This is a genomic window from Streptomyces sp. VRA16 Mangrove soil (genome assembly GCF_017377775.1).
Classification (GTDB): domain Bacteria; phylum Actinomycetota; class Actinomycetes; order Streptomycetales; family Streptomycetaceae; genus Streptomyces.
Genome location: NZ_JAFVLN010000008.1, coordinates 157,031 through 179,301 on the forward strand (window position 1 = coordinate 157,031; position 22,271 = coordinate 179,301).

Below are 22,271 nucleotides of genomic sequence, written 5' to 3' on the forward strand. Positions count from 1 at the left end.
GACACGTGTTCAAAGGCAGGGCCCGCAAACAAGATCCAGTGAAGGCCTGTGCGGATGTCAGTCGCGGCAGCGATACTTACCGCCGACGCACGACCATGGGGGAGGGTCGAAGTGACATACCCGCCGAACGGGAGCACCGCGCCACCGGGGCACGGCGCCGTTCCCACGATGCCCACCGTGCCGCCGCAACAGACCCGCGGCGGCGCGCCGTCGGGTCAGCCGCCGGCCGCCCCGGCGACGGCCCCGCGCCGCACGGCCTGGGCCGAGGGCGTCGACCGGCTGAAGGCGGCGGCCACCACCGAGCCGGGCCGGCTGCGCATCATCGGCGCCGTCCTCGCGCTGCTCGTGGTCGCGTTCGGCGCGACGACGGCCTGGCAGATGACGGACCGTTCCGCCGCGGCCGACGACGTGCTGCACTCCAGCCAGCCGCTGAGCGCCGACGCCGCCGACATCTACCGCTCCCTCGCGGACGCCAACACGGCGGCGTCCAGCGGGTTCCTGGCGGGGGGCCAGGAGACCGCGGCCGTGCGCGAGCGGTACGAGAAGGACATCCGCACCGCCGCCGACAAGCTCGTGACCGCCGCGGCCAGCACCGACCCGGGCAGCGCATCGGCCGACACCATCGCGAAGCTGAACACGCTGCTGCCCGAGTACAAGGGCCTCATCGAGCGGGCCCGTGCCAACAACCGGCAGGGGTACCCGCTGGGCGGCGCGTATCTGCGGTACGCGAACGAGAAGATGCAGACCGAGATGCTCCCGGCCGCCGAGGACCTGTACACGAAGGAGAACCAGCGGCTGCGCGACGACTACGACGCGGCGACACCGTACCCGTGGATCGCCGTCGCGCTCGGTGTCGTCGCGCTCGGCGCTCTCGCGTGGGCGCAGCGCCGCAACTACCGTCGGACGAACCGGGTGTTCAACCACGGGCTGCTCGCGGCGACGGCCGCGTCGACGGTGGTGCTGCTGTGGCTGGTGGTCGGGCACACGGTGGCGCGCAGCGGGCTCAACGCCTCGTACGACCAGGGCGTCCGTTCGCTGAACGTGCTGCACGACGCGAGCATCGCCTCCCTGAAGGCCCGCGGCAGCGAGAACCTGACGCTGGTCAGCCGGGGCGCCGAGACGGTGAACGTGGGCAAGCAGGTCGAGGACAAGTACGACGTCGACTTCCAGAAGCAGATGAAGACGCTGGCAGGCAAGTTGAAGGCGGCGAACGTCCTCGCCTCCGGTGACGCGACCGGTGAGGCACCGCTGACCAAGGCGAACGGCGCCATGAAGGAGTGGCTGAGCCGCCACACGGACGCCCGCAAGCAGGACGACGCGGGCAACTACCAGGGCGCGCTCGACAAGATCATCGGTTCGAAGGACGACAAACCGACGGGTGAGTGCTTCGATGCGGTGGACCAGAGTCTCGACACGGCGCTGGCGCACGAGCAGGCGCAGTTCAAGGCCGACGCCACCGACGGCCGCGCCGCGATGACCGGTCTCGTGGTCGGCGCGGCGGTGCTGGCGGTGCTCGCGGCGGCGGGCGCGCTGCTCGGCATCGGGCGCAGGCTTTCGGAGTACCGGTGAGAGGGGGTGCGGTGATGGAGGAGCAGGACGCGCGCAGGGTGAGTCTGCGCGGCTGGGGCGGCGTGGCGGCGATGGCCGTCGCCGTCGTCTGCGCCCTCGTGGCGGTGTTCACGGTGCTCACGCCCCTGTCGCACTCGGCGGGCGGTGACGGCAGCACGGGCCTGGGCTCGGGCGGTGTCGCCGACGGCGTGCAGGCCAGGGCCGACGACTGCGCCCCGGACGTGAAGGGCGAGGAGCCGGAGCGCAGCCTCGACCCGGGCAAGGGCAGCCAGAACGGCGACGCGGTGAAGGCGATCAAGGACCGCGGCTATCTCCTGGTCGGCGTCGACCAGAACAGCTACCGCTGGGGCTACCGCGACCCGAACAAGGGCCTGGACAGCGACGGTTCGGTGGGCAAGGAGGCCACCAGCGAGCTGGAGGGCTTCGACATCGACCTCGCGCACGAGATCGCGGGCGAGATCCTCGGCGACCCCACCTCGGTGCACTTCCGCGCCATCCCCACCAACCAGCGCATCCCGGCGATCAAGAGCGGCCAGGTCGACATGGTGGTCCGCACGATGACCATCAGCTGCCAGCGCCTCAAGGACGTCGCGTTCTCCACCGCGTACTTCCAGACCGGCCAGCAGGTGCTCGCCCCGAAGGCCTCGGACATCGACGGGTACGACACGTCGCTGGGCGGCAAGCGGATCTGCTCGGCGAAGGGGTCGACGGCGGAGCTGGCGCTCACCCACGACCGCGAGAAGGGCACGATCCCGAACAGCGCCGACATCGCCACGACGGTCCCGAACCAGCTGGACTGCCTGGTGCGCCTCCAGCTCGGCGAGGTCGACGCGGTGGTCACGGACGGCGCGCTCGCCGCGAGCCAGGCCGCGCAGGACCCGACGGTGGAGCTCAAGGGGAAGCCTTTCACCAAGGAGTTCTACGGCGTCGCCATGAAGAAGGGCGCGGACGACCTGGTGCGCCGGGTCAACCAGGTCCTGGAGGACTACCGCAAGTCGGGCGGCGGCTGGCAGGCGTCGTACGACAAGTGGCTGGAGCCGGCGCTCGGCCCGTCGTCGGGGCCGCCCGCACCGAAGTACAAGTGACCGCACACAGCAGAGTGTCGAGGAAAGCGAGAGGTGATCGATGGGCGTCGCGGGACCCCCTGGTCCGGTGATGGACCGGGACGAGGTGGACCGTGCCCTGGCCCGTCTCGGCGCCGAGCACGAGGCGATCGAGACGTCGCTGCTCGCGCTCCAGGACCACGCGGGACGCCGCCTGCTCGAAGGCGCACAGCTGACCGGGACGACCCGGGACCGCTGGTCGTCGGCCGAGCAGGCGATCACGCTGTTGTGGGCCTACTTCGACGCGTACGCGGGCGCGCTGCGCACCGCCCGTGGGATCCGCTCCCAGCGCCGCTGGCCCAGCAGGGACGACCTGGTGGAGCTGACGGACCTGCTGCGCGGCGAGGCCGTCACGATCGCCTCGGGCGCGAGCTCCGCCGGCACGTCGCCGTCGATCACCGGTCCGGCCAGGCTCTCCGAGCGCTTCACGCTGGCCGCGCTCGTGGAGCGGATGAACGAGCTGTACGCGTCCTCGCTCGACATGGTCGTGGCCGCCGACGCGGTCTGGTCGGCGCTGCCCGCCCGGATCGACCTGCTCTCCGCCGAGCTGGCCCGCACCCGCCAGCTGGCGCACTCCGTCGGGGTCCGCCCCGGCGAGCACCCGGCCGGTGACGACCTGGAGCGGATCACCGCCGAGCTGACCCGGCTGCGCGCGGAAGTGGTCTCGGACCCGCTCGCGTACTGGCAGAAGGCGCCCGGGAGTTCGGCGCCGGGCGGTGGCCGCCCGGACACCACGGCGTACGACCGTGAGGCGCGGGCCATCGAGGACGTGCGCCGTGAGATCGAGGCCGTGCTCACGGTGCGGCAGGACGCGGAGGCGCGTCTGGGCAAGCTGCGTGACGTGCTCTCGCGCGCGGACCGCACGCTCGCCGAGGCGAGATCGGCGCGCGGCGAGGTGCTCGCGAAGATCGCCGCGTCGGAGGTGCCGGCCGTCTCCGGACCGCCGACGGTGCTCCAGGAGCAGCTGGCGACGGCGGCGGAGTACCGCAGGCACGGCCAGTGGCACCGGCTCTCCCCGCTTCTGGAGTCGCTGGAGACGAAGGCCGAGGACGAACTGCTGCGGGCCCGCGAGTCGTTGACCGCGGTGACCGCTCCGCTGGCCGTCCGCGCGGAGCTGCGCGGCCGCCTCGACGCGTACAAGGCGAAGGTGTCCCGGCTCGGTTTCGCCGAGGACCCGCTGCTCGTCGAGCGCTACGACGCGGCGCGCCGGATGCTGTGGAGCGCGCCCTGCGATCTGCGCGCGGCGGAGGCGGCGGTGCTGCGGTACCAACGGGCGGCGGCGGACGTGCTGTCCGCGCCCACGGACCAGAGGGAGTCGTAGTCGTGGCGGGGGCTCAGAAGTGCACGCGGCCCGGGTGTACGGGCAGTTACGAGGACATGGGCGGGGAGCTGTACTGCGACACCTGCGGGCTGAAGCCGCAGGGCGCCGCTCCGGCCGCGCCCGCACCGGCGGCCGGTCCTGCCGCGTCCGCCTGTCAGCGTCCCGGCTGCGGCGGCAGTTACGAGGACATGGGCGGCGGCGAGCTGTATTGCGACACGTGCGGCCTCGCCCCGGTGGTGTCGCCGAACGGGATGGTGTCGTCGCCGCCGACCGGCGTCGCGGCGGGTGGTTCCCGCGGCTCGCAGAGCTCGGGTTCGGCGAGTTCCCGGGCGTCGGCGCGCTCGTCGTCGCGGTCCTCGCAGTCGCGCCGGTCGGTCTCGGGCCGGCTGTCGCGTTCGCTGTCGGGGGCCTCGACGTCCCGCTCCGTCTCCGTGCGCAGTTCGGGGGCGAGCGCGAGCAGTTCGGGCCGGGCGCGGCTCGGTGCCGGGCTCGTGCGGGTGCCGGACGTGCCGCGCCCCGACCCGCGCGCGATGGTGCAGGAGAATCCCGAGGTCCCCGAGCGGAAGCGATTCTGCTCGCGGTCCGACTGCGGGGCGCCCGTCGGCCGCGCGCGCGGCGACCGGCCGGGCCGCACCGAGGGCTTCTGCACCAAGTGCGGCCACCCGTACTCCTTCGTGCCCAAGCTGGGCGCGGGCGACATCGTGCACGGCCAGTACGAGGTCGTGGGCTGTCTCGCGCACGGCGGCCTGGGCTGGGTCTATCTCGCCATCGACCGTGCCGTCTCGGACCGCTGGGTGGTCCTCAAGGGCCTGCTCGACACCGGTGACCAGGACGCGATGGCGGCGGCCATCTCGGAGCGCCGCTTCCTCGCGGAGATCGAGCACTCCAACATCGTCCGGATCTACAACTTCGTCGAGCACCTCGACCAGCGCACCGGCTCCATGGACGGCTACATCGTCATGGAGTACGTGGGCGGCAAGTCGCTGAAGGAGATCGCCAACGAGCGGCGCACGGTCGACGGCCGACGCGACCCGCTGCCGGTCGAGCAGGCGTGCGCGTACGGCATCGAGGCGCTGGAGGCCCTCGGCCATCTGCACAGCCGCAACCTCCTGTACTGCGACTTCAAGGTCGACAACGCGATACAGACCGAGGACCAGCTCAAGCTCATCGACATGGGCGCGGTCCGCAGGATGGACGACGACGAGTCCGCCATCTACGGGACGGTCGGCTACCAGGCGCCCGAGGTCGCCGAGCTCGGCCCGTCCGTCGCCTCCGACCTCTACACGGTGGCCCGCACCCTCGCGGTCCTCACCTTCGACTTCCAGGGCTACACGAACGTGTTCGTGGACTCCCTGCCCGACCCCGACAACATCGAGGTCTTCCGCCGCTACGAGTCGTTCTACCGGCTCCTGGTGCGGGCCACGGACCCGGACCCGGCCCGCCGGTTCGCCTCCGCGCAGGAGATGGCCGAGCAGCTGACGGGTGTGCTGCGCGAGGTCGTGGCGCTGCAGACCAGCAGGCCGCGGCCCGCCCTGTCCACGCTGTTCGGGCCCGAGGTGAAGGTCACGGACACCGAGCTGTTCGGCCGTCTCGACGGGGACGTGTCGCGGTTCGGGGTGCGGGAGATCCCCGTACGCGCGCGGGGCAGGAAGCAGGCCGCGCTGCCCGCGGTCCCGGCCCAGCCGGTGCTGCCGCCGTCGCCCTCGGCCCTGGTGAAGCCGTTGGAGGCGAGGATCACAGCGCTGGCCCTGCCGGTGCCCCGGGTGGACCCGAACGATCCGAACGCGGGGTTCCTCGCGGGCCTGATGGCCTCGGCGCCCGCCGAGCTGATCACGGCCCTGCACGCGGCTCCCACCGGCTCTCTGGAGCTGCGTCTGCGGGAGCTGCGCGCCCGCCTGGAGATGGGCGAACTCGACTCGGCGTCGCGGGGGTTGGCGGCGCTCGAGGCCGATCACCCGGACGACTGGCGGGTGGTCTGGTACCGGGGCGTGGCCGCGCTCGCCCTCGGCGACCACGCGAACGCGGCGCTGTCGTTCGACGCGATCTACGACGCGTTCCCCGGCGAGCCGGCCCCCAAGCTGGCGCTCGGCGTGTGCGCGGAGGTCCTGGGGCAGTTGGACAACGCGGCGGAGTACTACCGCCTCGTGTGGACGACGGACCCGAGCTACGTCAGCGCGGCGTTCGGCCTGTCCCGGGTACAGCTCGCGGCCGGCGACCGGGGCGGCGCGGTGCGCACCCTGGAGTCGGTGCCGGAGTCCTCGATCCACTACACGGCGGCCCGGGTCGCCGCGGTCCGGGCCCGGCTGCGCGGCCGCGTCGCCGAGACCCCGCTCGCCGTGAACGGCACGAACGGACCGAGCGGCTCAAGCGGCCCGAGCGCCAACGGCGACCCGCTGCTCGGCGATCTGACGGCCGCCGCGGGACAGGTCGAGGCGCTCGACGCCTTCGGTCTGGACGCCGTGCGCCGCGAGCAGTTGTCCACCGAGGTCCTCGGCACCGCACTCGACTGGGTACTCTCCGGTAGGCAGGGTTCCGGTCAGCCGACAGGATCCGTACGCACGGTGGTGCTCGGCAACGACCTGGACGAGCGCGGCCTGCGCCTGGGCCTCGAGCGCTCGTACCGGACACTGGCCAGGCTCGCTTCAAGGGGCGAGGAGAGGATCGAACTGGTGGAGCGGGCCAACCGCTACCGCCCCCGGACGTGGGTGTGAGTTGATGTCGCAGACGCACCAGTCGACAGCAATGTCCGTATGTCCCAGCTGCGAGGAGCCGCTCGAAGAGAGCGACCGCTTCTGCGGGGCGTGCGGATACGACCTTTCATCGGCACCGCTGGCGCCGGTGCCGGACGACCGTCCGGCGTCGGCGACGACGCCACCCGTGCCGGACGCCGGACCGGACGCCTCCGTGGAGTGGCCGGCCGCCGCGGGTCCTTCTTCGGGTGACAGTTCGGACACCCCCGCGCCGGTGCACCTGCCGACCGATCTGGAGGGCACCGACTCCGGCGGCGGCGAACTGCCCACGTCGGGCGTCCGCTTCGACGGCGTACCGGACGCACCGGGCACGCCGGACGAGGTGGCCGAGGGCGACTTCCCGCTGGCCGCGCCCGATCCCCGTACGGCGACGCCCGAGGAGATCGAGGCCGCCACCCCGCCGGCCGGCACCAAGCTGTGCGTGGCCTGCCGGGCCGGGCAGGTCGACGCGGACGGCTACTGCGAGAACTGCGGGCACGCCCAGCCGCGCGAACGCGACCACATGGAGCAGGAGTTGGGCGCGGTCGCCGCCGTCAGCGACCGCGGCCTGCGCCACCACCGCAACGAGGACGCGTTCGCGATCTCCTCGGCCGCGCTGCCCGACGGCTCCCCCGCGGTCGTCGCGGTGGTCTGCGACGGGGTCTCCTCCGCGACCCGCCCCGACGACGCGTCCCTCGCGGCGACCCGTGCGGCGAACGAGTCGCTGCACGAGTCCCTGCCGCGCGGCACCCACCCGCAGCAGGGCATGCACGAGGCGATCGTCGCGGCCGCCGAGGCGGTCAACGCGCTGGCCGAGGAGCCCGCGACGGCCCGCGAGCACAAGCCGCACCAGAACGCGCCGGCGTGCACCTTCGTCGGCTCGGTCGTCACGCGCGAACTGCTCGTGGTCGGCTGGGTCGGCGACTCGCGCGCCTACTGGATCCCCGACGACCGCAGCGCGCCCGCGGCCCGGCTCACCGAGGACGACTCGTGGGCCGCGCAGATGGTGGCGGCGGGTCTGATGAGCGAGGCGGAGGCGTACGCGGACGAGCGGGCCCACGCGATCACGGGCTGGCTCGGCGCGGACGCGTACGAACTGGAGCCGCACACCGCTTCCTTCAAGCCGGACCGGCCTGGTGTGGTGGTGGTGTGCACGGACGGACTGTGGAACTACGCGGAGGCGGCCGAGCAGATGGCGCAGGTCGTACCGGCCGACGCCGCGACACGTCCGCTGCACGCCGCGCAGGTCCTGGTCGGCCACGCCCTCGACGGCGGGGGCCACGACAACGTAACAGTGGCGGTGCTGCCGTTCCCGGGGGCGTGGCAGGGGGCAGGATCGGCCTAGGCCGTCGCCCTGTCGGCCGGGGGTCCGGGGGTTGCCCCCGGGAATTCGCAGCAGCGTGCTTGTCCAGGGGGGACTCGTCAGCATGGCCAATTTCTCGAAGTCGAACGTGCCGCAGTTCTCGGTGGAGGTGTACCAGAACGAGTACCTGCCGGAGGGCGGCCGCGAGGTCAACGCGATCGTCACCGTGACATCCACGGGCGGCGGCACCATCGGCGGCGCCGTCGGCGCTCCGCACCTCTACAACGCGGGCGGCGGACCGGACGCCGCGGTCGCGCTGATGGTCGACTGCTCCGGCTCGATGGACTACCCGCCCACCAAGATGCGCGGTGCCCGTGAGGCGTCGGCCGCCGCGATCGACACCCTGCGTGACGGGGTGCACTTCGCGGTGATCGCGGGCACGCACGTGGCCAAGGAGGTCTATCCCGGCGGCGGCCGGCTCGCGGTCGCCGACTCCCACACCCGCGGCCAGGCCAAGACGGCGCTGCGCAAGCTGTCCGCGGGCGGCGGCACGGCGATCGGCACCTGGCTGCGGCTTGCCGACCGGCTGCTGCAGTCGGCGGACGTCGCGATACGCCACGGCATCCTGCTGACCGACGGGCGCAACGAGCACGAGTCGCCGGAGGACCTGAGGACGACGCTCGACGCGTGCGCGGGCCGTTTCACCTGTGACGCCCGCGGTGTGGGCACCGACTGGGAAGTGAAGGAGGTCACAGGCGTCGCTTCGGCCCTGCTCGGCACCGCCGACATCGTCGCCGACCCGGCGCACCTGGCCGACGACTTCACGCAGATGATGGAGACGGCGATGGGCAAAGAGGTCGCCGACGTGGCGCTGCGCCTGTGGACCCCGCTCGGCTCCGAGATCAAGTTCGTCAAGCAAGTGGCGCCCACCGTCGAGGAGTTGACGGAGCGTCGCACCGAGGCGGGCCCGCGCGCCGGCGACTACCCCACCGGCTCCTGGGGCGACGAGTCCCGCGACTACCACGTCTGTGTCCAGGTGCCGAACGCCGAACTGGGCCAGGAGATGCTGGCGGCTCGGGTCTCCCTGGTGATCCCGCAGCAGGACGGCTCGGCGCAGACCCTCTCGCAGGGCCTGGTCCGCGCGGTCTGGACGGACGACATGGCCGCTTCTACGTCGATCAACCCACAGGTTGCCCACTACACGGGCCAGGCCGAACTGGCACAAGTCATCCAGCAGGGCCTGGACGCGCGCAAAGCGGGCGATGTCGACGGGGCCACGGCGAAACTCGGCCGTGCGGTGCAGCTCGCGGCACTCTCCGGAAACGCGGATACGGCGAAACTGCTTTCGAAGGTGGTGGACGTGGTGGACGCCGCGGAAGGTACTGTTCGATTGAAGGCGAAGGTCGCGGAGGCCGACGAGATGACACTCGAGACACGGTCCACCAAGACGGTTCGCGTGAAGAAGTAGCGGTGAAGCAGCTGACAAGCGGCTCCACGCGCAAGCAGCCACGTACTACCGCAAGCCCGGCTTGCACCTGAAGGAGAGGGGGAAGCGCCGACATGCCGACCTGCCCGAACGGACACCAGTCGGGTTCCGACGACTGGTGCGAGGTCTGCGGTCACCGCATGGCCGGTGCCGTGCCCCCGCCCCCTCCGCCGCCGCCTCCGGCCGCCGGTTACGGCTACCCCCAGCAGCCGCCCGCGCCCCAGGCGCCGCACGGCGGGGGCGGGGCGCCCGAGCTGTGCCCGCAGTGCCGTACGCCGCGTGAGGGCGGCGCCCCGTTCTGCGAGGAGTGCCGCTGGAACTTCCTCACGAACACGGCGACGTCGTACACCCCGGCGGCCCCGAACCCGCCGCTGCCCACGTCCGGCGGCGGCCCGCAGGGCCCGAACCCGGCGCTGCGCTTCCAGCAGCCGCCGCAGAGCCAGGACCCGTACGAGTACCAGGGCTCGCGCCCCTCGCAGGTCAACCGGCCCGCCGAGCCGATCCCGCCGAGCCCGTTCGGCAGCGAGCCCTCGGGGCCCGCGCCGTTCCCGCCGGGTCCTGGCGGCACGGGCGGCGGCGTCCCGCAGGCCTTCCAGCAGCAGCCGGCGGCTCCGGCCCCCGCGCCTCCGGGCCCGCCCGGACCGATGCAGCCGGGTCCGATGCAGCCGCCTCCGCCCCCGAACCCGTCGTTCGGCGGCCCCGGCACCAACGGCGACGACTGGATGATCTCCCCGCCGTCGACGCCGTCGGCGCCCTCGACCGCGCCCGAGGGCCCGCAGCAGGGCTACCAGCAGCAGCCCCCGCCGGCCGGCTACGGCTACCCGCCGCAGCAGCCCCAGCAGCCGCAGGGCCCGGTGACGTGGTCGGCGACGATCGGCCCGGACCGCGACTACTTCATGGCGATGATGCAGCGCAGCGGCCCCGAGGCGTCGGGGCTCAACCTGCCCGCGTACTCCCCGGAGCAGCAGCGCACGCTGGTCGGCAACCAGATCACGATCGGCCGCCGCCGCCACTCCACCGGTGACACCCCCGACATCGACCTGTCGGTGCCGCCGGAGGACCCGGGCGTCTCGCACCAGCACGCGGTCCTGGTCCAGCAGCCGGACGGCACGTGGGCGGTCGTCGACCAGAACTCGACGAACGGCACGACGGTCAACGGCGGTGAGGAACCGATCCAGCCGTTCGTCCCGATCCCGCTCCAGGACGGCGACAGGGTGCACGTCGGCGCCTGGACGACGATCACGATCCACCGGGGCTGACAGCCCGTTTCCCGCGCCCCGCGAAGGGCGCGGGAAACGGCGGCGAGCAGCTCCGAAGGTCCGCGGGCTCACCCCCCCACCCGCTCACGCCTCCCCCAGCCCCCACACATAGGGCCCGCCCGGATCATCCAGCCAGGCCCAGCCCCGCCCGTCACTGACGGTCACCCCGTACCGCTCCCGCACCGGCCGCTCCTCCCGCTCCCACAGCGCGAGCGCCTCACGGGGATCCATGCGCCCCGCGGTCAGGGTCAGCAGGAACCGGAACGACTCGTCCTGCACCACGCGCCGGGGCAGCCCCCCGGTGGGCACCGCCGCCCCACCACCGCCACTCCCGCGCAGCGCGACGAAGTACGCGGGCGTCCGCAGGAACCGCCCCTCGGCGACCCCGCCCTCCTGCACGTCGAGAGCGAGCAGCCCGGTCGACAGCGGCGTCAGGATCCGCGCCCCGGGCACGCACTGCTCAAGCCAGGCCCCCGGCACGGCCCGCAGCGCGCAGGTGGCCATGATCCGGTCGTAGGGCGCCCGCTCGGCGCACCCGCGGGCCCCGTCCCCGGTGACGACGGCGGGCCGGTACCCGGCGGCGGCCAGATGCGCGCGGGCGGACTCGGTGATCTCCGGTTCGAGGTCGACGGTCGTCACGTACCGGTCGCCCAGCCGGTGCGCCAGCAGCGCGGCGTTGTACCCGGTCCCGGCCCCGATCTCCAGCACCCGGTCCCCGTCGCGCACATCGAGGTCGACGAGCATCCGGGCCATCAGCGACGGCTGGCTGCTGGACGAGACGAGCTCCCCGTCCCGCAGCCGGGTGGCGAGCGGCTGATCCGCGTAGGCCCCGCGCAGCCACCGGTCGCGCCGCGACGGATCGGGGTCCTGCGCCCAGAGCCGTTCGTAGCCGCCGGGCACGCCCACGAAGTAGTACGGCACGAAGAGATGGCGCGGCACCCGCTCGAACGCCGCGCGCCAGCGCGGGTCCCCGGCCCAGATCCCGCTCTCGGCGATCTCCCGGACGAGCGCGGCCCGCGCCCGTGCGGCCAGTTCCTCGGCTCCCCGCTCTGCACCCATATGTCCACTGTGCTGCGCGCGCGCCGATTCAGCGAGGTCCTACGCCCCAAGTCCTGGACCGGTCCGTCTGAGACCATGGAGGGGTGACTGAGACCCCGCGCGACACACTCCAGGAGCAGACCTTCTACGAGCAGGTGGGTGGCGAGGAGACCTTCCGCCGCCTCGTGCACCGCTTCTACGAGGGCGTCGCCCAGGACCCGCTGCTCCGCCCGATGTACCCGGAGGAGGATCTGGGCCCGGCCGAGGAGCGGCTCGCCCTGTTCCTGATGCAGTACTGGGGCGGCCCGCGCACGTACAGCGACCACCGCGGGCACCCGCGGCTGCGGATGCGGCACGCCCCGTTCCAGGTCGACCGCGCGGCGCACGACGCGTGGCTGAAGCACATGCGGGACGCGGTCGACGAGCTCGGCCTCTCCGAGGAGCACGAGAGGACGCTGTGGAACTACCTGACGTACGCGGCGGCGTCGATGGTCAACACGGCGGGCTGAGACCAGGCCCCGGGCGGCCGGGGCTCAGGCGGGCACTCAGGCAGGCGCTCAGGCAGGTGTGACGGCGAGCCCGCCGAGCCCGGAGGCTCCGGCGGCACTGCGCCGGACCGCGACGGAACCGTAGGCCGTACGCAGCCGGACCCAGGGCCCCGAGGCGAGCAGGTCCACGGACGGCCCCCGCAGAAATCCGAGCGAGACCGCGGCGTGCGCGATGCGCACCGGTGCTCCGCTCGCCCCGATCTCGCGCGACCAGATGGTGCGGCCGATCCGGTCGAGCTCGGTGCGGGTGCGCGCCTCGGGCGCCAACTCCTCGACCCGCGCCCGGAATTCACCCACGGCGGCCTTCACGAGGCCGCGCAGCTCATCGGCGCCGGGGAAGTCCTCGACCCGCTCCCAGCCGCCGCGCGGGGGCAGCACCCCGGCCCACGGCGGACCGGTGACGGCGGCGGGGACCAGGGCACTGGCCGCGCTCTCGTCCACGGAGTCGAGCAGCTCCCCCGCGGACACGGTGACGTCCAGGGAGTCGTCGATCCCGTTCTCGTACGGCTTCAGCAGCCGGGCCGCACGGATCGCCAGCACCTCGAACGAAGGCGGCCGCCCGAACACCGCGAGCGCCTGCCCACCGGCCTGCGCCTGCAGCCGTACGGCGGCCGCCTTGTCGTAGTGCAGCAGCCGACCCAGGAAGGCGGCGAGGTCCGCCGCCTCCCCGGCATCGGCGAAATACAGCACGGGCACGCTGCTCATGCGGCGAGCGCCCCCGCGTCACCCTCGGCGTCGTCCTTCACGTCGTCCCGGTACTCCTCCAGGAACTCGCGCTCCTCGGCGGTGATCCGCCGGGGCCGCTGCGCCTCGAAGTCGAAGGGCACGATGACGGTGGACGCGCGCACGTACACCACGTCCTCGTCCTTCACCTCGTAGGTGAGGGTGAACGAGGCCGCCCGTATCTCGGTGACCCACAGCTCGATGGCCACCGGGCGGTGCCGGTGGACCAACTGCCGCTTGTAGTCGATCTCATGGCGCGCCACGACGGACCCCTGCTGGAAGTCCTTGTCCGGACGGAACAGGAAGTCGATGCGTGCTTCTTCGAGGTACCGAAGAAAGACCACATTGTTGACGTGGCCGTACGCGTCCATGTCCGCCCAGCGCAGGGGGCAGGCGTATACGTGGCGAGCCATCAGCCGCGGGTCAGCTTCTTGTAGGTGGCGCGGTGCGGACGGGCGGCGTCCGGGCCGAGCCGCTCGATCTTGTTCTTCTCGTACGACTCGAAGTTGCCCTCGAACCAGAACCACTTGGAGTCACCCTCGTACGCGAGGATGTGCGTGGCCACCCGGTCCAGGAACCAGCGGTCGTGGGAGACGACCACGGCCGCACCCGGGAACTCGAGAAGCGCGTTCTCCAGGCTGCTGAGGGTCTCGACGTCGAGGTCGTTGGTCGGCTCGTCGAGGAGCAGCAGGTTGCCGCCCTGCTTGAGGGTCAGCGCCAGGTTGAGGCGGTTGCGCTCACCACCGGAGAGCACCCCGGCCGGCTTCTGCTGGTCCGGGCCCTTGAAGCCGAAGGCGGAGACGTACGCCCGCGACGGCATCTCGACCTGCCCGACATTGATGTAGTCGAGCTCGTCGGAGACGACCGCCCACAGGGTCTTCTTCGGGTCGATGTTGGCGCGGCCCTGGTCGACGTAACTGATCTTGACGGTCTCGCCGACCTTGATGGAGCCGGAGTCCGGCGTCTCAAGGCCCTGGATCATCTTGAACAGGGTGGTCTTACCGGCACCGTTCGGACCGATGACGCCGACGATGCCGTTGCGCGGCAGCGTGAACGACAGGTCGTCGATGAGCACCTTCTCGCCGAAGGCCTTGCTGAGGTTCTGGACCTCGACCACGATGCTGCCCAGGCGCGGGCCCGGCGGGATCTGGATCTCCTCGAAGTCCAGCTTCCGCATCTTCTCGGCCTCGGCGGCCATTTCCTCGTAACGGGCCAGACGCGACTTGGACTTGGTCTGCCGCCCCTTGGCGTTGGACCGCACCCACTCCAGCTCTTCCTTGAGCCGCTTCTGCCGCTTCTCGTCCTTCTTGCCCTCGACCTTGAGGCGCTCGGACTTCTTCTCCAGGTACGTGGAGTAGTTGCCCTGGTAGGGAATGGCCCGCCCGCGGTCGAGCTCGAGGATCCACTCGGCGACGTTGTCGAGGAAGTACCGGTCGTGGGTGACGGCAACGACGGCGCCCTTGTACTGGGCGAGGTGCTGCTCCAGCCAGTTCACGGACTCGGCGTCGAGGTGGTTGGTGGGCTCGTCGAGGAGCAGCAGGTCGGGCGCCTCGATGAGGAGCTTGCAGAGCGCGACGCGGCGCTTCTCACCACCGGAGAGGTTGGTGACGGGCCAGTCGCCGGGCGGGCAGCCCAGGGCGTCCATGGCCTGCTCCAGCTGACCGTCGAGGTCCCACGCGTCGGCGTGGTCGAGGTCCTCCTGGAGCTTGCCCATCTCCTCCATGAGCTCATCGCTGTAGTCGGTCGCCATGAGCTCGGCGACCTCGTTGAAGCGCTTGAGCTTGCCCATGATCTCGGCGGCGCCGTCCTGCACGTTCTCCAGAACGGTCTTGGACTCGTCGAGCTTCGGCTCCTGCATGAGGATGCCGACGCTGAACCCGGGGGTGATGAACGCGTCACCGTTCGACGGGTGCTCAAGACCCGCCATGATCTTCAGGACCGTCGACTTACCGGCACCGTTCGGACCGACGACGCCGATCTTCGCTCCCGGCAGGAAGTTCAGGGTGACGTCATCGAGGATCACCTTGTCGCCGTGCGCCTTGCGCGTCTTGCGCATGGTGTAGATGAACTCAGCCAAGAGAAACCGTCCGGCAGTCGAAGTGTGGTCGCGTAAGGGGCCCGCGTACTGCGGTCTCCACCGCGTGAGGGCAGATACACCCCATCTTGCCGCATCGCCAGTGCCAGGCGAAAACGCGTATCGCCCTGTGGCCCTGAGCTGGGGGTTCGGGGCGAACGATCGTAGCGGGTCTGTCACTGACGGTCGCTGATTGTCGGCCTCGGCCAACGTCGCACGGCCCACGGACGGCCCAGGAACGATCTTCGTGACGCCAATCCGCACCCCTTCACCGCCGCCCCTGGATCACTCGTAGACGGTGGCCGCCCGCAGAGCTCGCGCGAAGAACCGCCAGTCACCATCGGCAGGCAGCTCGCGGCCGGCGTTGTCGTACCAACCGCCCGCGTCATCGATCCACGCGGCCAGAGCCTCCAGGAAGCTGGGGAGGTCCGCGTTCTCCCAAGCACTCCTCTCTTCGGCATGGCTGCGAAGCAGGGCGCGAACGAAGGCCGCCAGATCTTCACGGCTGTCGACGGATTCAGGCGTAGAGGTCACTCGCGAGAACCTACTTGGAGGGCGGACGCCCGTGCCTAGCGAGGATTCGGATTGACGAGGATCTCGTAAACGATCTCGCACAGGGCGGCAGGCACCACGATGTCCGCGGTCTCTACGGGCCTGCCCTGGTCGCTGTAGTACGTCCGCCGACTCTGCGGCTTCGTGGAGGAGGGCCGTCCCGAGCCTGACGACCTCGAAGCGGAGACGATCCCCCTGCACGGCTTCCGCGTGCGGGATGCAGGGGATGTACGGGACGCCCAGGGCTCCGCCCCCGAAATGACTCCGGCGGCGGTGGAAGCCCGGTTGCGCACAGCCCTGAAGGCCATGGGCCCGCCCCGCTGCTACTCCGTGGGGCCCGACGGCACCCTCATCGAGCGGGACGGCCCCTGATCACTCCTCGCCGGGGGTTCCGGCCGCCCCGTCCGCCGGTGTCTTCTTCCTGCGTACGAAGATCAGCGCGGCCCCGCCGAGCAGGACGAGGACGATGGCCGCGCCCGCGATCAGCGGGGTCGCGTTCGACGCGCCCGTCTCCGCCAGGTCCGTGCCGGAGGCGCCCGTGCCGCCGACCGATGCGGGGCTCGGCTGGGTCGTCGTCTGGGTTCTCAGGCCGTCGTCGGTGGTGGCCACCGCGGACGTCGTGCGGCAGTCGAGGATGCCGCGCAGCCGCTTCTCGAAGCCGTGCGGGCCCTCGATCGTGAAGTCGTAGGCCTGGTCCTCCTGCAGCGGTATGGTCACCGTCCGCGTCGCCTCGGCGGGGACGGTGTGCCGCGTGCCCATCAGGCGGAACGTGAACGGCTTGTCCCCCGTGTTCGCCACCGTGATGTCGATGCCGCTCTTGTCGCAGTTCTTGTGTGCGGACAGCGCGGGCACGGCGCCCTGCCGCGCCCAGGTCGCCGTCGCGCTCGCGGAGACCGTGGACTCGCTGGAGCCCGCGAGGATCTGCGTCTGGCTGCGGGTGTCGGAGGTGAAGGCGCGGCCAACCGGCACGGTCGTGGAGGCCTGCACGGCGAGTTCGGCCGAACCCGCGTCCGCGTCCTCGGGTATGTCGAAGTAGAGGCTGCTGCCGTCGACCGCGGCCGTGACCGGCTCACCCTTCTTGTCGACGATCCGCACGCCCTCCGCGGCGGCCTCGGCGGGCGGCGTCACCCCGACGGCGTCGGCGTTCGTGCGCACCCTGACCGGGCCGAGCCGCTCCCCCGGACGACCGGAGACCGCCTGCGGCGTCAGCGTCAGCGAGGCCCGCGGCTCGGCGAGGGGACGCGCGCTGTGCTGCAGATAGTCGGCGAGCTTCTCGGCGGCGGGACTGACGGCCTCGACGTCGGCGTCGTCCGAGTAGCGCCAGATGGCGACCTGGGTGCCGGCCGCGGCGTCCGCCTCGGTGAGGCTCCTGGCCCCGGCCTTGCGCGCCAGCGCGGCGAGATCGTTGACCTGCGGGTACGAGTTCTGCAGGATCCAGCGGATCCGGCCCGCGTCCTTGTTGCCGCTCAGCGAGGTGCCGCTCCAGGAGGTCTCCTGGTACCTGGCGTCCGTCTGCGTCGGGTTGTGGATGTCGATGCAGTACGTCTGGAGCATGCCGCCGCCGTCGACGGTCATCCGGAAGAGGCCTGCGGTGACCTTCTCGTCCGTGCCGTTCTCGTGCACGACGGCCGTCCCGTGCACGTCCAAGCCGCTGATGACGGCGCTCGCGCCGCCCTGCTCCTTGACTCCGTCGACGCCGTCGAGTGCCTGGGCCGAGCCCGCGCCGGATATCGCGCCGGCCGCCACGAGCCCCGACACCAGGGCCGCCGCGGCGATCCGGGCGGTGGACCGCCCGCGCCGGGCAACCCGCGTGAACACTGAAAACACGTAATTCCCTTTCAGGCAGGACGTGTTGACACATGGGGGGTGGTGTCCCGCCGGCAGAATCAATGCCAACCACTGCGACTCGGCTGGCTCTTGAGCCCCTGAAGCCCGTGAAGCCCGTGGAGCTCTCGGAGCCCGTGAAGCCCCTGGAGCTCCAAGAACTCGCGGAGTCCTAGGACGCATCTTCGAACCCAGGAACTCCGCCCGCATCCTATGGACGTGGGCTGTGCCGACTCACAGAGCTGCCGCCCGGCGGGCGATCCGACTCGGAATCGTTATCGCCGAAATCGCATGTGAAGCAGGCTTATCGCCACATCACCGACACCACCGTTCCCCCGTGCTTCACCCCACCGGCTCCGGCTCGATCTCGAACGACGGCTCGTCCAGGGCCTCTTGCTCCCCACGTGCCTGTGCCTGCTCCTCGGCCGCGGTCACCGCCCGCCGGACGGCCCGCCGGAACGCCGACGTGCCGCGGGACAGGTCGTGCCCCACCGCGCTCGCCTGAATGTCCGCCGAGGTCCAGTGCTGGCCGCCGCGCTCCTCGTCGCGCACCTTCAACCGGCCCTGCACGATGACGGGTTCGCCGATGGTGATGGAGCCCTGCACATTGGCCCCGAGCGGGCCGTTGGCCCACACCGTGAAGAAGTTGGTGTGGCCGTCCACCCATTCGTTGCGCACCCGGTCGAAGCGGCGTGGGGTCACCGCGAGCCGGAAGCGGGACACCGGCCCGGTCGGCAACTCCCGGTAGACCGGCGTCGTCGCGACGTTCCCCACCACTGTCAACAGCGTCTCGTTCATGGCGTACGCCCCTCCCCTGTTCCCACAACGTGTCCGAACACGCCGGTCACGCCTGGTCCTGCCGTGCCACACCAGGCCACGAACATCCTGTTCACGCCTGGTCAGCGCGGTCCGGGCCGTTCCCGAACCGCGCTCCCCAGACTGCCCCCGCCCCGCGATCCCCGCCGACGCCTGTGGCCTACCGCCCGGTTGTGGAAAACCCGACCACCCGTGCGTACTGCTCCCGCACCTCCCGGTACCGCAGCAGCTCCGCCGCGACCGGGTCCAGCACTCGGGCCCTGCCGCAGGCCGCCGCCGCGTCCCGCAGGCGCCGCTCCGCCTCCTGCCCGTACCGCCGGGCGGGCCCCTTCGCCGCGAACCGGCACGCCCACTCCACGCACGGCCCGCCCACGATCCCGGCGAGCATCATCAGCACCGGCACCCCGAGGTTGGGTGACAGGACCCCGAGGATCTGCCCCAACAGCCAGAGCCCGCCCAGGATCTGAAGAATCGTCATGGAGGCCTGGGCGAGGACCGCGACCGGCCACCACCCCGGCCGCGGCGGACGCCCGCCGAGCCCCGCACCGACGCCAGCACCGATGCCGGCCCCGGCACGTGACCCGGTCGACCCCGCCGACCGGCTCCCCGCGTCCGGCGCGCCCGCCGTCACCGCCAGCTCGTCGAGCGCCTGCGGCAGCCCCTCGGCGCCGCGCACGGCGGCCTCCCGCACGGCCTGGGCCCATGCGTCGGGCAGCCCGGTCGCCGCCGCGTCACCGACGGCCCGTACGGCGTGCTCGACGCGCTGGCGCGCCGTGGCCTCCTCGTCGGCGGGCGGCACGGTGGCCGGAGTGCTCGCGGTGGCGGCGCGCTGGGCCTCGTACCACCGCCAGAGCCTGAGCCAGGGTGTGCCGCACGCCTTGTTGGCCCCGCGCGCCCAGGCCCGTTCGGCGGCCTGTCCCGCGGCCGCCGCGCCGACCGCGTCGGCGAGCCGGTCGGCGAACTCCTCTCGGGCCGCCTCGCTCAGTCCGACCTGTCGTCCGGCCGCGTACACGGGCCGCAGCCGGATCGCGGCGGCGTCCACGTCGGCGCCGATCCGGCGCGCCGCGGCCTGCCGCTCGGTGACGAACTGGTCGAGGGCGTCGCGCAGTTCGCCGACTCCCTCGCCGGTCAGCGCGGACAGCGGCAGCACGGTGGCGCCGGGTTCGCCGTGTTCGCCGAGCGCGATGCCGTCCTCGTCGAGGAGGCGTCGTAGGTCGTCGAGGACCTGTTCGGCGGCGTCGCCGGGCAGCCGGTCGACCTGGTTGAGGACGACGAACATCACCTCGGCGTGGCCCGCCATGGGCCGCAGGTAGCGCTGGTGGAGCATCGCGTCGGCGTACTTCTCGGGGTCGACGACCCAGATCACCGCGTCCACGAGGGCGAGCACCCGGTCGACCTGCTCGCGGTGGGCGGGCGCCGCGGAGTCGTGGTCGGGCAGGTCGACGAGGACGAGCCCTTCGAGCGGCGCGTCCCCGATCTGCCCCTGCAGCGGGCGGCGCCGCGAGCGCCCCGGGATGCCGAGCCGGTCGAGCAGCCCCGCCGCGCCGTCGGTCCAGCTGCAGGCGATCGGCGCGGAGGTGGTGGGCCGGCGCAGCCCCGTCTCCGACAGCGGTACGCCGGCGAGGGCGTTGAACAGGGTCGACTTTCCGCTCCCCGTGGCCCCCGCGACGGCCACCACGGTGTGCCGCGCGGAGAGTCTGCGCCGGGTGGCGGCCTCGTCGAGCACCCGCCCCGCCTCGGCGAGGGTCGCCCCGTCGAGCCGCGTACGGGACAGTCCGACGAGTTCGCGCAGTGCGTCGAGGCGCTGCTTCAGGTGGGTGTCGTCGGACGTTCCCGGGCCCGCCGGCGCGTGCGGTGCCTCCAGGAGGTCGCCCGGCTGCCCGGCGGCGCGCCGCGCGATGAGCCCGTCGTCCCAGGCGCCGCCCTCGGGGCCCCCGGTGTGGTCGGTGTCGTGATCCGTGACGGCGGTCACCGCCTTCACCTCTCCTTCTGCAGCAGCGAAAGGGCCGCGATCAGTTCGGCCTGTGGCTCCGGGGTGACGCCGAGCCCGTCGAGCGGCGCGAGCCGGCGTTCGCGTTCCGCGCCGAGCACGGTGTCCAGGTACTCGCTGAGCAGCCGCCCACCGCGGTCCCGCAGGCGCAGGGCGCCCTGGGCGCCGATCCGCTCGGCGAGGTTCTCGCCGGCGGCCCTGGCCCGGCGACCGCCGAGCAGCGCGGTGGCGACCAGGGCGGCGACGACCTCGGGCTCGGGCGGCGTGGCGCCCTGCAGCTCGCCGACGGCCCGCACCTCTTCCTCGGCGTACTCCTCCAGGACCCGCCGCCACCGTCGTACGGCCATCCCGATGCGGTGCTCCGCGCTCTCCAACTCCGGGTCCCGGTCGGCCAGCTCGGGCGCGCCACCACCGGGTTCGCGCCGCCAGGCCTCGTCCACGCGCGCGTCGGCGGCGCTCACCGCGCACACCAGCAGGGCGCTCAGGCTCCCCACGAGCGCGTCGAGCAGCTCCCCCGCCGAACAGTCCAGGGGATAGCTGCGCCACCGCTTGAGGGCGTCTCCCGCGAGCACCCCTCCTGCTTGCAGCCTGTTGCGCACGCGCGCGTGCTCGCTCTCGTACGCCTCCTCGACCGCGGTGGTGAGCCGTACGGCGGCCGAGTGCTGGGCGGCGACCGCGGCGGCCAGCTCCGGCATCCGGGCCTTGAGCGAGTCGAGGACGCCGCGCGCGGTACGGCTCACGGCGAGGGCGCGCGCGTCGGGGTCCTGGGCGCGGTGGGTGAGCCAGGCGCGCAGGGGCGCGACGGCGGTGGCGGGCAGCAGGCCGCCGTTCCCGGTGGATTCGGGCAGCTCGGGAACGGTGAACCGCGGCACCTCGCCGAGCCCGGCCTTGGTGAGCAGGGCCCCGTACTGTCGCGACACTTCGGTGACGACCTGGTGCGGCACCCGATCGAGCACGGTCACCAGGCTGGCGTCGTACTCCTTGGCGGTACGCAGCAGATGCCATGGCACGGCGTCGGCGTACCGGGACGCGGTGGTCACCATGATCCACACGTCGGCGGCGCTCACGAGCCGCGCGGCGAGCAGCCGGTTCTCGTCCACCAGGGAGTCGATGTCGGGCGCGTCGAGCAACGCGAGCCCCTGCGGCAACGTCCCCGCGGTCTCGACCCTGAGCACCCGCTCCCCGTCCTCCAGTACGGGCGTCAGCGCGTCGTCGTCCTCGTCCTCGGGCCCCTCGCCCTCGACCTGCCGGGGCACCCACACGCGCGTGAGGTCGGGCAGGACGCGCATCCCGGAGAACCAGTGGTGGTCGTCGGGGTGGCAGACGAGCACCGGGGTCCGTGTGGTCGGCCGCAACACCCCGGCCTCGCTCACCACGCGCCCCACGAGCGAGTTCACGAGTGTGGACTTGCCGGCGCCCGTGGACCCGCCGATCACGGCCAGCAAGGGCGCTTCGGGGGCCTGCAACCGGGGCACCAAGTAGTCGTCGAGCTGTGCGAGCAACTCGTTTCTGTTGGCACGCGCGCGTGGCGCCCCTGCGAGGGGGAGCGGGAAGCGCGCGGCGGCGACACGGTCGCGCAGCGCGGTAAGTGCGTCGAGCAGCTGAGGCCGTACGTCCAAGGTCACCACATGCGAAGAATGCCCAATTTTGGTGTCTTTCTGAAGCATATGAGCGCACCTGCGCGCCGATAAGACGCCAGAACACGCCAGGAGGACCATCGAAGGCGCCCCGAAAGGGGCGCGATACGTCACAGGAAGCGCACAGCGGGACGGAAGGGGAGAGAGGGGGCGCAGGCATAACGAGTGCACAACACCCGGGGCGTGAGTCGCCAAAAGCGATGCACGATTCGCACCTACCTGCGATTATCAGTTCCGCTTCACTGAACCTCCACATCGAGCCACGGAGGCGAAGCAGCAAGGACAGGGACCCGGGAGCC

Annotated in this window: 18 protein-coding genes and 1 pseudogene; 9 read left to right on the top strand and 10 right to left on the bottom strand. The window is 72.2% G+C overall.

Translation table 11 applies throughout. The features are described 5' to 3' along the window. The first annotated feature begins 168 nt into the window (after positions 1 to 168). The 7 genes from J3486_RS22705 to J3486_RS22735 all read left to right on the top strand — a co-directional run bounded on the left by J3486_RS22705 (position 169) and on the right by J3486_RS22735 (position 10,770). The gene (locus J3486_RS22705; RefSeq protein ID WP_229378471.1) at positions 169 to 1,569 is read left to right on the top strand and encodes a hypothetical protein; all 1,401 of its coding nucleotides are present in this window, start codon (positions 169 to 171) and stop codon (positions 1,567 to 1,569) included. A gap of 14 nt (positions 1,570 to 1,583) precedes the next feature. Next, complete coding sequence (locus J3486_RS22710; RefSeq protein ID WP_207823102.1) at positions 1,584 to 2,654, top strand: glutamate ABC transporter substrate-binding protein; 1,071 nt, start codon at positions 1,584 to 1,586, stop codon at positions 2,652 to 2,654. Between the two features lie 40 nt (positions 2,655 to 2,694). Continuing rightward, on the top strand, positions 2,695 to 3,993 hold the full coding sequence (locus tag J3486_RS22715) for a hypothetical protein (protein WP_207823104.1): 1,299 nt from the start codon (positions 2,695 to 2,697) through the stop codon (positions 3,991 to 3,993). Positions 3,994 to 4,181: 188 nt separating this feature from the next. After that, positions 4,182 to 6,704, top strand: a complete 2,523-nt coding sequence (locus J3486_RS22720; RefSeq protein ID WP_229378472.1) for a serine/threonine-protein kinase — start codon at positions 4,182 to 4,184, stop codon at positions 6,702 to 6,704. 31 nt (positions 6,705 to 6,735) lie between these two features. Then, positions 6,736 to 8,067, top strand: coding sequence for a PP2C family serine/threonine-protein phosphatase (locus tag J3486_RS22725; RefSeq protein ID WP_229378428.1), 1,332 nt, complete (start codon positions 6,736 to 6,738; stop codon positions 8,065 to 8,067). An 82-nt stretch (positions 8,068 to 8,149) separates the two neighbouring features. After that, positions 8,150 to 9,493, top strand: coding sequence for a VWA domain-containing protein (locus J3486_RS22730; RefSeq protein WP_207823108.1), 1,344 nt, complete (start codon positions 8,150 to 8,152; stop codon positions 9,491 to 9,493). Between the two features lie 92 nt (positions 9,494 to 9,585). After that, on the top strand, positions 9,586 to 10,770 hold the full coding sequence (locus J3486_RS22735) for an FHA domain-containing protein (protein WP_207823110.1): 1,185 nt from the start codon (positions 9,586 to 9,588) through the stop codon (positions 10,768 to 10,770). Between the two features lie 84 nt (positions 10,771 to 10,854). On the opposite strand, the gene J3486_RS22740 is transcribed toward J3486_RS22735, so the two are convergent. Further along, positions 10,855 to 11,829 carry a methyltransferase domain-containing protein gene (locus J3486_RS22740; RefSeq protein ID WP_207823112.1) on the bottom strand — a complete coding sequence of 325 codons (975 nt, stop codon included), beginning with the start codon at positions 11,827 to 11,829 and terminating at the stop codon, positions 10,855 to 10,857. Between the two features lie 83 nt (positions 11,830 to 11,912). Between J3486_RS22740 and J3486_RS22745 the strand changes: the two genes are divergently transcribed. Continuing rightward, the gene (locus J3486_RS22745) at positions 11,913 to 12,317 is read left to right on the top strand and encodes a globin (protein WP_207823114.1); all 405 of its coding nucleotides are present in this window, start codon (positions 11,913 to 11,915) and stop codon (positions 12,315 to 12,317) included. A gap of 48 nt (positions 12,318 to 12,365) precedes the next feature. Here J3486_RS22745 and J3486_RS22750 read toward each other — a convergent pair whose 3' ends face one another. From J3486_RS22750 to J3486_RS44250, 5 genes and pseudogenes are all read right to left on the bottom strand, one after another. After that, positions 12,366 to 13,052 (bottom strand): hypothetical protein, encoded by a 687-nt coding sequence (locus tag J3486_RS22750; RefSeq protein ID WP_207823558.1) that lies wholly within the window; start codon positions 13,050 to 13,052, stop codon positions 12,366 to 12,368. 5 nt (positions 13,053 to 13,057) lie between these two features. Continuing rightward, the gene (locus J3486_RS22755; RefSeq protein WP_207823116.1) at positions 13,058 to 13,492 is read right to left on the bottom strand and encodes a thioesterase family protein; all 435 of its coding nucleotides are present in this window, start codon (positions 13,490 to 13,492) and stop codon (positions 13,058 to 13,060) included. Further along, complete coding sequence (gene ettA, locus J3486_RS22760; protein WP_207823118.1) at positions 13,492 to 15,156, bottom strand: energy-dependent translational throttle protein EttA; 1,665 nt, start codon at positions 15,154 to 15,156, stop codon at positions 13,492 to 13,494. Before ettA ends, J3486_RS22755 begins: the two co-directional genes overlap by 1 nt. Positions 15,157 to 15,438: 282 nt before the next feature. Beyond that, positions 15,439 to 15,687, bottom strand: coding sequence for a hypothetical protein (locus tag J3486_RS22765; RefSeq protein WP_207823120.1), 249 nt, complete (start codon positions 15,685 to 15,687; stop codon positions 15,439 to 15,441). 35 nt (positions 15,688 to 15,722) lie between these two features. Further along, a pseudogene (locus J3486_RS44250) lies at positions 15,723 to 15,839 on the bottom strand (GntR family transcriptional regulator); the annotation flags it as partial. Positions 15,840 to 15,849: 10 nt separating this feature from the next. Between J3486_RS44250 and J3486_RS22770 the strand changes: the two are divergent. Beyond that, entirely contained in the window at positions 15,850 to 16,077 is a 228-nt protein-coding gene (locus J3486_RS22770) for a hypothetical protein (protein WP_207823122.1), read from the top strand. Here the strand turns inward: J3486_RS22770 and J3486_RS22775 are convergent, their stop codons facing one another. The 4 genes from J3486_RS22775 to J3486_RS22790 form a co-directional block, all read right to left on the bottom strand. Continuing rightward, positions 16,078 to 17,532, bottom strand: coding sequence for a Cys-Gln thioester bond-forming surface protein (locus J3486_RS22775; protein WP_207823124.1), 1,455 nt, complete (start codon positions 17,530 to 17,532; stop codon positions 16,078 to 16,080). 339 nt (positions 17,533 to 17,871) lie between these two features. Next, positions 17,872 to 18,327 (bottom strand): single-stranded DNA-binding protein, encoded by a 456-nt coding sequence (locus J3486_RS22780; RefSeq protein WP_207823126.1) that lies wholly within the window; start codon positions 18,325 to 18,327, stop codon positions 17,872 to 17,874. Between the two features lie 178 nt (positions 18,328 to 18,505). Further along, positions 18,506 to 20,317 (bottom strand): YfjP family GTPase, encoded by a 1,812-nt coding sequence (locus J3486_RS22785; RefSeq protein WP_307804900.1) that lies wholly within the window; start codon positions 20,315 to 20,317, stop codon positions 18,506 to 18,508. A gap of 5 nt (positions 20,318 to 20,322) precedes the next feature. After that, positions 20,323 to 21,963, bottom strand: coding sequence for a dynamin family protein (locus J3486_RS22790; RefSeq protein ID WP_207823128.1), 1,641 nt, complete (start codon positions 21,961 to 21,963; stop codon positions 20,323 to 20,325). Between the last annotated feature and the right edge of the window lie 308 nt (positions 21,964 to 22,271).

Coding starts and splice junctions, on each gene's coding strand:
- J3486_RS22720 (WP_229378472.1), top strand. CDS start 4,182: ATGGGCGGCGGCGAGCTGTATTGCGACACGTGCGGCCTCGCCCCGGTG.
- J3486_RS22730 (WP_207823108.1), top strand. CDS start 8,150: ATGGCCAATTTCTCGAAGTCGAACGTGCCGCAGTTCTCGGTGGAGGTG.
- J3486_RS22735 (WP_207823110.1), top strand. CDS start 9,586: ATGCCGACCTGCCCGAACGGACACCAGTCGGGTTCCGACGACTGGTGC.
- J3486_RS22715 (WP_207823104.1), top strand. CDS start 2,695: ATGGGCGTCGCGGGACCCCCTGGTCCGGTGATGGACCGGGACGAGGTG.
- J3486_RS22725 (WP_229378428.1), top strand. CDS start 6,736: ATGTCCGTATGTCCCAGCTGCGAGGAGCCGCTCGAAGAGAGCGACCGC.
- J3486_RS22705 (WP_229378471.1), top strand. CDS start 169: ATGCCCACCGTGCCGCCGCAACAGACCCGCGGCGGCGCGCCGTCGGGT.
- J3486_RS22710 (WP_207823102.1), top strand. CDS start 1,584: ATGGAGGAGCAGGACGCGCGCAGGGTGAGTCTGCGCGGCTGGGGCGGC.
- J3486_RS22755 (WP_207823116.1), bottom strand. CDS start 13,492: ATGGCTCGCCACGTATACGCCTGCCCCCTGCGCTGGGCGGACATGGAC.
- J3486_RS22740 (WP_207823112.1), bottom strand. CDS start 11,829: ATGGGTGCAGAGCGGGGAGCCGAGGAACTGGCCGCACGGGCGCGGGCC.
- J3486_RS22780 (WP_207823126.1), bottom strand. CDS start 18,327: ATGAACGAGACGCTGTTGACAGTGGTGGGGAACGTCGCGACGACGCCG.